Source organism: Pseudoalteromonas sp. SG45-2, from assembly GCF_014164115.1.
Classification (GTDB): Bacteria; Pseudomonadota; Gammaproteobacteria; order Enterobacterales; family Alteromonadaceae; genus Pseudoalteromonas; species Pseudoalteromonas distincta.
The window spans coordinates 1-698 of the sequence record NZ_JACJEO010000062.1; the positions used below are offsets into that span (position 1 = coordinate 1).

Below are 698 nucleotides of genomic sequence, written 5' to 3' on the forward strand. Positions count from 1 at the left end.
GCTATGTTTATTCATGTTAGCCTCTGCTGTTTAGTTAATTGACAAACTAATTATGGCTCTGGCTTTGAATTAAGCTAACCCACGAAAAGCGGAGGCTAACACCGTGTGGGAGTCATTATGTCTATATGCCTTGGTTAACTTGAGAGGGACCTATCAATGTCGATGACTATGTACGTAATCTTATCTCTTAGTGATGTTCCAAATACGAACTCACTAAACGAATTATCAGAACAGTTAAACACTCCTGTTCAATATTTAGAAAATGTAGATTTAAAAAAGCATACTGGGTTTCTCCCTGTCAAACTGAAAGGCGAAGACTCTGGGGTGGAAACATATATGTCGCCTTTATCAGAGTTCTCAGATTACTTTCCTGCATTCGATTCCTCAGCTTTTATAGAGCCAGTAGTGGTAACATTTCGATGGGGCGGTGACATGAATGAAATGGTTGTGGCTTTAAATTCTGCTTATCTTCTCGGATATCAAAAAAACTCCGCTACATTCGAACCGCAAAGTGGTGTGTTTTTATCAAATGAACAAGTAAAAGAAGGTGCAGAGGCTATGTCTGCAAACGGCATATAACAAGTGACTATGGTGTCAATTCCTAATTTCAAACCATTTTAGGATCCCACATGACACCATCCCTCACCATAGAATTTATGATTACTATAAGCTTTCTTATACAGGCAATAATAGCAACT

The 698-nt window shown here is 38.4% G+C and carries 1 protein-coding gene; it reads left to right on the forward strand.

Translation table 11 applies throughout. The features are described from left to right. Positions 1 to 156: 156 nt before the first annotated feature. A complete protein-coding gene (locus H5116_RS20085) occupies positions 157 to 579 on the forward strand; it encodes a hypothetical protein (protein ID WP_039038518.1) in 423 nt (140 codons plus the stop codon). Positions 580 to 698: the final 119 nt, after the last annotated feature.

Coding starts and splice junctions, on each gene's coding strand:
- H5116_RS20085 (WP_039038518.1), top strand. CDS start 157: ATGTCGATGACTATGTACGTAATCTTATCTCTTAGTGATGTTCCAAAT.